Genomic DNA, 5,468 nt, shown 5'->3' on the forward strand with positions numbered 1-5,468 from the left:
GCGCCTCCTGCCGTCAGGCAGGTTTTATTTGAGATCCTGCTTTGAACCTGCGAAGACAGGTCGCGAACCGGTGATTTGCTGTCCGGCCTTCAAGGGGGCGTGGGAGGTGGTGTGTTGACACCGGGACCCGAAGCTTGGGCAAATGCGGGCAACGACACATGGCCTTTCACTATCTGCGCCTGGAAAACCATGCGAACCTGCCCGGCCAAATTCCGTTCGCGCCTTGCAAGGCACTTGTCGTTGTCGACTGTGATGTGGAGGACAAATGGCAGGGCAGGGTCAGCGAGTGGCTCATCGATACAGGTTGCCTTGTCATGACAGCATGGGGCCGGGACTGCTGTTCATGGGATGACAGTGTCGACCTTGCCAACCTGCAGCGGCACGACTATCGCGAGATACCGGATGCGTCCTCGATCATGACCACATGGCACGAAGACGAAACCTTGGCGGAGGTCATGTGGTTCGCTAGATTCGCCGCTTTTCATCCGATCACGAATCTTGAGAACTTGCTGGTGCTGCATATCGGATCAATCGACCGGAGCGATGAATTCACGAACGTTTTTAGCTCGTGTACGCAATGAGGTCTGTGAACGCAGCTTGGCAAACAGTACCGCGAAAGTTGTCCCGGCCAGGCGAAGTGCGGGCCCGGGAACCGCGGGGAGCAATCCCTCGTGACTTCAGCGCCGGGTCAAAGATCCCGGATCTTCGCTGCGCTGCGTCCGGGAAGGCGTTGATGGAAATCATCCATCGCCTCAGGCAAAGCGTTTTGCGCCTGCCACGGAGAGCACGACGAACACCGTGCAGGCGATCATCGTCCAGGCAACCGGTTCCTTCAGAAGGAATGCGGCCAGCAAGAGGCTGAGGAAGGGCTGCAGGAGTTGCAACTGACCAACCCCGGCGATGCCGCCGAGCGCGAGGCCGCGATACCAGAAGATGAAGCCGACCAGCATGCTGAAAACCGAGACATAGCCCAGACCGGCCCAGCCGGAGGGAGAAATCTCGGCGAAACCTTCCGGCCATGTGAAGGCCGCCAGGGCTGCCATGACCGGAAGGGCCAGGACCAGCGCCCAGGAAATGACCTGCCAGCCGCCCAGGCTGCGCGACAGGACCGCCCCTTCGGCATAGCCCAGGCCGCAGACAGTGATCGCGGCCAGCATAAGGAGATCGCCCCCGGCCAGGCCGCCGTCGCTGTTTGTCAGGGCAAAGCCCGCGACGGTAGCAGCGCCCAGAACCGAAAACAGCCAGAAGGCGGGCTTCGGCCGCTCACCGCCCCTGAGGACGCCGAAGAGCGCCGTTGCAAGCGGCAGGAGGCCGATGAAGACGGTGGCATGGGCTGACGTCACATGTTTCAGCGCCAGCGCTGTCAGGAGCGGAAAACCGATCACCACACCTCCGGCGACAATCACAAGCGACAGGGCCTGCCCGCCTTCCGGGCGCCTCTGGCGCAGAACGGCAAGGAACAAGGCGCCGAGCATCGCCGCGATAACCGCCCGCATGGACGTCAGGAACAGGGGCGGGAAATCCGCCACCGCGACGCGGGTCGCCGGAAGCGATCCGCTGAAGATCAGAATGCCGAGGAAACCGCTGCCCCAGCCTGCGAGTTTGCTATCCATGTTTCACCGCTTCCGTTTTTCTCTGGGTAAGCGGGCTTTCATGGTTTAGACAGGGACAGTTCAATACAATTTTGCCAAACTGTATTGATGGTGATTGCCATACGGACCTCGAATGCGAACCTTTGGAGGGAAGCGTGACTGCCGACACCCGCACCAAGACGGAAATGCTGATGCAGGTGCTGCGCGACAGGATCGCAAGCCGCGCCTTCGGCCCCGGTGACCGCATGCCCTCGATCCGCCGTTTCGCGGAAACGATGGCGGTGTCGCCGTCCACTGTCGTGGAAGCCTATGACCGGCTGGTCGCGGAAGGGGTGCTGCGCGCGCGGCGGGGAGCCGGTTTCTATGTCACGGGAACAAAACTGCCGCCGCTGAAGGTCGCGGAAATGGGGCCGCCTCGGCCGCGTTCCATCGATCCCTTCTGGGTATCGCGCCAGTCGCTGGACGCCAGCCCGGAGGCGCTCAAGCCCGGATGCGGCTGGCTGCCGGAAGACTGGATGCCGCATGAGGCCCTGCGCCGTGGGCTGAGGTCCCTGTCGAAGGCCGACAACGCGGTTTTGACCAATTATGGCGGTACGCGTGGCTCGATGAGCCTTCGCCGCTATCTTCAGCGACAGTTCGCACAGGAAGATCTGCCGATCGATCCGGACCAGATCATGCTCACCGGATCGACCTCGCAAGCCATGGACCTGATCTGCCGCCTGTTCCTGCGTCCGGGCGATACGGTCCTGGTCGACGATCCGGGCTACTTCAACTACCACGCCTTGTTCCGGGCGCATCAGGTCAGGGTCGTCGGCATTCCCTATATGGCAGACGGCCCCGACCTGGAGGCTTTCGAAGCGGCATTGGCAACCGAAACGCCGCGTTTCTATGTGACCATCTCGGCCCTGCACAATCCGACAGGCGCGACGATCTCGCCGCAAAAAGCCCATCGGCTGCTGTTTCTCGCCGCCGCCCGGGACCTGACCATCGTCGAGGACGATACCTTTGCCGATCTGGAGCCGGAGCCCTCGCCGCGTCTGGCTGTTCTCGACGGGCTGCACCATGTCCTTAGGATCGGCGGCTTTTCCAAGACGCTCTCCGCCTCGGTCCGCTGCGGATATATTGCGGGACGGGCCGACTGGATCGAGGGGCTGGTCGATCTTCAGGTTGCCACATGTTTCGGCGGGGCAAGCCCCGTTGCCACCGAACTGCTGGCGGGGGTGCTTGCCGGCGGCGGTTACCGGAAGCATCTCACGGACATCCACCAGCGACTTGCCGCCGCCCGCAAGAGAGTTGCGGACAAGCTCGCCCCCCTCGGTATCGTTCCGTGGGTCGCGCCGCGCGGAGGCTTTTATCTCTGGTGCCGGTTTCCGGAGGGCGTCGACACGGGTGACATCGCGCAGCGCTGCATTGGCGACAATATCATCCTGGCCCCGGGCAATGTCTTCAGCCCGTCGCAGTCGGCACGCGCCTTCATGCGGTTCAATGTTGCCCAGATGAGCGATCCGAAGGTGTATGCCGCCCTCAAAAGAGCGTTGAATCAAACGAAAAGGCCGTCAGATGCGGCTCAGGCGGTTTCCTGCAGCCAGTCGCGGAAGGTGGCGACGGGGCGGGTGAGCGTGCGGGCAGGGGAGCGGACGAACCAGTAACCGGTCTCCAGCTCCAGAACCTTCCAGTCCGGCATGACGAGGTGTCCGGCGTCGAGTTCCTGGGAAACGAACCGCCGGTCGATGACGATGGCCCCCATGCCGGCGATCGCCGCCTGGATGGCAAGGTCACGGCTCTGCAGCACCATGCCGGATCTGGTGTCGCCATGGCTGAGGCCGGCCGCCTCCAGCCAGTCGATCCAGTCGTTTCGGCGGGATGCGCTGTGCAGAAGGCGCAAGTTCGCCAGCGTGTCGGGATCCGTGCCGTCCTTTCCCTCCAGAAGGCTTGGCGCCATCGCCACCGCAAGATGTTCCTTCCACAACAGGTGGCTTTCCACGCTCGGCCAGTTGCCGGTGCCGAGGCGAATGGCGCAGTCGTAGTTCTCGCGGTCGAGATCAACCATGCGGGTGGAGGCCGACAACAGCAGCTCGACGTCCGGTTGAGCAGCCTGGAAAGACGGCAGGCGCGGGATCAGCCAGCGGGTGGCAAAGGTGGACACCGTGCTGATCCTGAGTTCCGTGCGCCCGCGCCGCTTGAAGCTGTCGACGGCTTCTTCGATCCGGTCGAAGGCATCGCCGAGGCTGAGCGCCAGCCGCTGGCCTTCCTCCGTCAGGGTCAGGCCCCGGCCGTCCCGGTTGACCAGGGTTGCGCCGAGTTCGCTTTCCAGCTTGCGCATCAGGTGGGACAGCGCTGAAGGCGACACGCCGAGCTTTTCGGCGGCCAGCGAGGCGCGGCCAAGACGGGCAAGAAGGGAAAAGGCATGAAGCGCGCGCAGGGACGCCATGGAAAGGTCTCCGGACAGTTGAATATACTTCAATAATCAACTGTGCAGAACAAGTCGAGAGCTCGGCGTGTGGCGGTTCATGCGCCGGGGCGCGGATGTTCTCTTTGAGGTCTGTTCACGATTGTCACCAGAACGAAGGAGATGATCATAAGCAGGACCCAGGCATTCAGCTTCGAAAGCGAGACCAGCGACCACTCCGCTTGCTGGCTCGGATATTGCCAGACGCGGGCGAACGTTCCGATGTTCTCGGCGATCCAAATGAACAGGGCGACCAGGAAGAAGCCGAGGACCAGTGGCATTTTGTGGCGGTACCGGAACACCGAAAAATGGATCCAAGTGCGGCCATAAAGCAGAAGCAGGCAGGCGAACAGCGCAAGCCGAAAATCCATGATGAAATGGTGCGAGAAGAAATTCACGTAAATGGCGAGCGCGAAGAGGCAGGTGGCCCAGAACGGCGGATAGGCAGTGTAGGCAAAGTCGAATATCCGCGAGACCCGTGCAAGGTAGCTGCCGACGGACGCATACATGAAACCGGTGAACAGCGGGACGCCGCCGATCCTGAACAGGCTTTCCTCCGGATAGACCCAGGATCCGGCGGCCGTCTTGAAGACTTCCATCACCGTACCGACGATATGGAAAACCAGAATGATTTTTGCCTCGTCCAGTGTCTCCAGACGCGAAATCAGCATGCCGGCCTGCAGCGCGAGCGCACACACAAACAGAAAGTCGTAGCGGGCGAAGGCCGCGCTTTCGGGGTAGAAAAAACGGGTCAGGAGAATGAGGCCGAGCAACAGGCCGCCGAAGAGGCAGGCATAGGCCTGTTTCAAACCGAAAGCGAGAAACTCGGTCGCGGCCCGCGCAAGCAGGCTACCACCAGCCTGACGTTCAAACCGGACAAGCCAATCGTGAATGAGGCGCTCTGTGCCGGACCCGGATCGGGGACAATCGGCGAGCGGCCGGACGAGATCTGATGAAAACATGAAGGCACCTGAACGAAAACCGGGCGGAATGCGGGTCAGGTGGCAGATTTGCCTTCTTCCGTGCAGTTTTCGTGCAGCAAATCAGGATTTCACCGTTGAGTGTGGCAAGCGTCAGCTCACCGCACCCAGAACCGCCTTGAGGAACCCGGTCAGATCCTCGGTCACGAAGTCCACATGCGGATAGGGTTCGCCTTCCATGTCCCAGGTTTCCTCAAAAACCTCGCGTGAGCCGGACGGAATGATCAGCGTCGTGCACATGCCCAGGTGGTGAGGAACCGACAGGTTCTTCGGCAGATCCTCGAACATGGCGGCGCGGGCCGGCGAGATGCCGGTGTGCCCGAGGAACTTGTCGTAAGTTGCCCGGTCGGGCTTCGGTACCAGATCCGCGGAGACGATGTCGAAAATGTCCTCGAAATGCTCGGAAATGCCGAGGGCTGCCGCCGTGCGCTCGGCATGGGGACGGTC

Annotated in this window: 6 protein-coding genes; 2 read left to right on the forward strand and 4 right to left on the reverse strand. The window is 61.9% G+C overall.

What is annotated here, in order from left to right:
* Nucleotides 1-158 precede the first annotated feature (158 nt).
* Nucleotides 159-581 (forward strand): DUF7684 family protein, encoded by a 423-nt coding sequence (locus ACQY7U_RS00405; protein WP_428640880.1) that lies wholly within the window; start codon nt 159-161, stop codon nt 579-581.
* A 171-nt stretch (nt 582-752) separates the two neighbouring features.
* Here ACQY7U_RS00405 and ACQY7U_RS00410 read toward each other — a convergent pair whose 3' ends face one another.
* Nucleotides 753-1,613, reverse strand: a complete 861-nt coding sequence (locus ACQY7U_RS00410) for a DMT family transporter (protein ID WP_428640882.1) — start codon at nt 1,611-1,613, stop codon at nt 753-755.
* A gap of 170 nt (nt 1,614-1,783) precedes the next feature.
* Here ACQY7U_RS00410 and ACQY7U_RS00415 point away from each other — a divergent pair, with 170 nt between their 5' ends.
* Nucleotides 1,784-3,241, forward strand: coding sequence for a PLP-dependent aminotransferase family protein (locus ACQY7U_RS00415; RefSeq protein ID WP_428640889.1), 1,458 nt, complete (start codon nt 1,784-1,786; stop codon nt 3,239-3,241).
* Here the strand turns inward: ACQY7U_RS00415 and ACQY7U_RS00420 are convergent.
* From ACQY7U_RS00420 to ACQY7U_RS00430, 3 genes are all read right to left on the reverse strand, one after another.
* Nucleotides 3,160-4,023 carry a LysR substrate-binding domain-containing protein gene (locus ACQY7U_RS00420; RefSeq protein WP_428640883.1) on the reverse strand — a complete coding sequence of 288 codons (864 nt, stop codon included), beginning with the start codon at nt 4,021-4,023 and terminating at the stop codon, nt 3,160-3,162. The genes ACQY7U_RS00415 and ACQY7U_RS00420 overlap by 82 nt on opposite strands.
* A 77-nt stretch (nt 4,024-4,100) precedes the next feature.
* Nucleotides 4,101-5,003 (reverse strand): DUF817 domain-containing protein, encoded by a 903-nt coding sequence (locus ACQY7U_RS00425; protein WP_428640885.1) that lies wholly within the window; start codon nt 5,001-5,003, stop codon nt 4,101-4,103.
* A gap of 111 nt (nt 5,004-5,114) precedes the next feature.
* The coding region (locus tag ACQY7U_RS00430) for an HAD family hydrolase (protein WP_428640887.1) at nt 5,115-5,468 on the reverse strand (354 nt) is incomplete at its 5' end.

Origin of the sequence: Roseibium sp. (assembly GCF_050301095.1) — a bacterium.
Taxonomy (GTDB): Bacteria; Pseudomonadota; Alphaproteobacteria; order Rhizobiales; family Stappiaceae; genus Roseibium.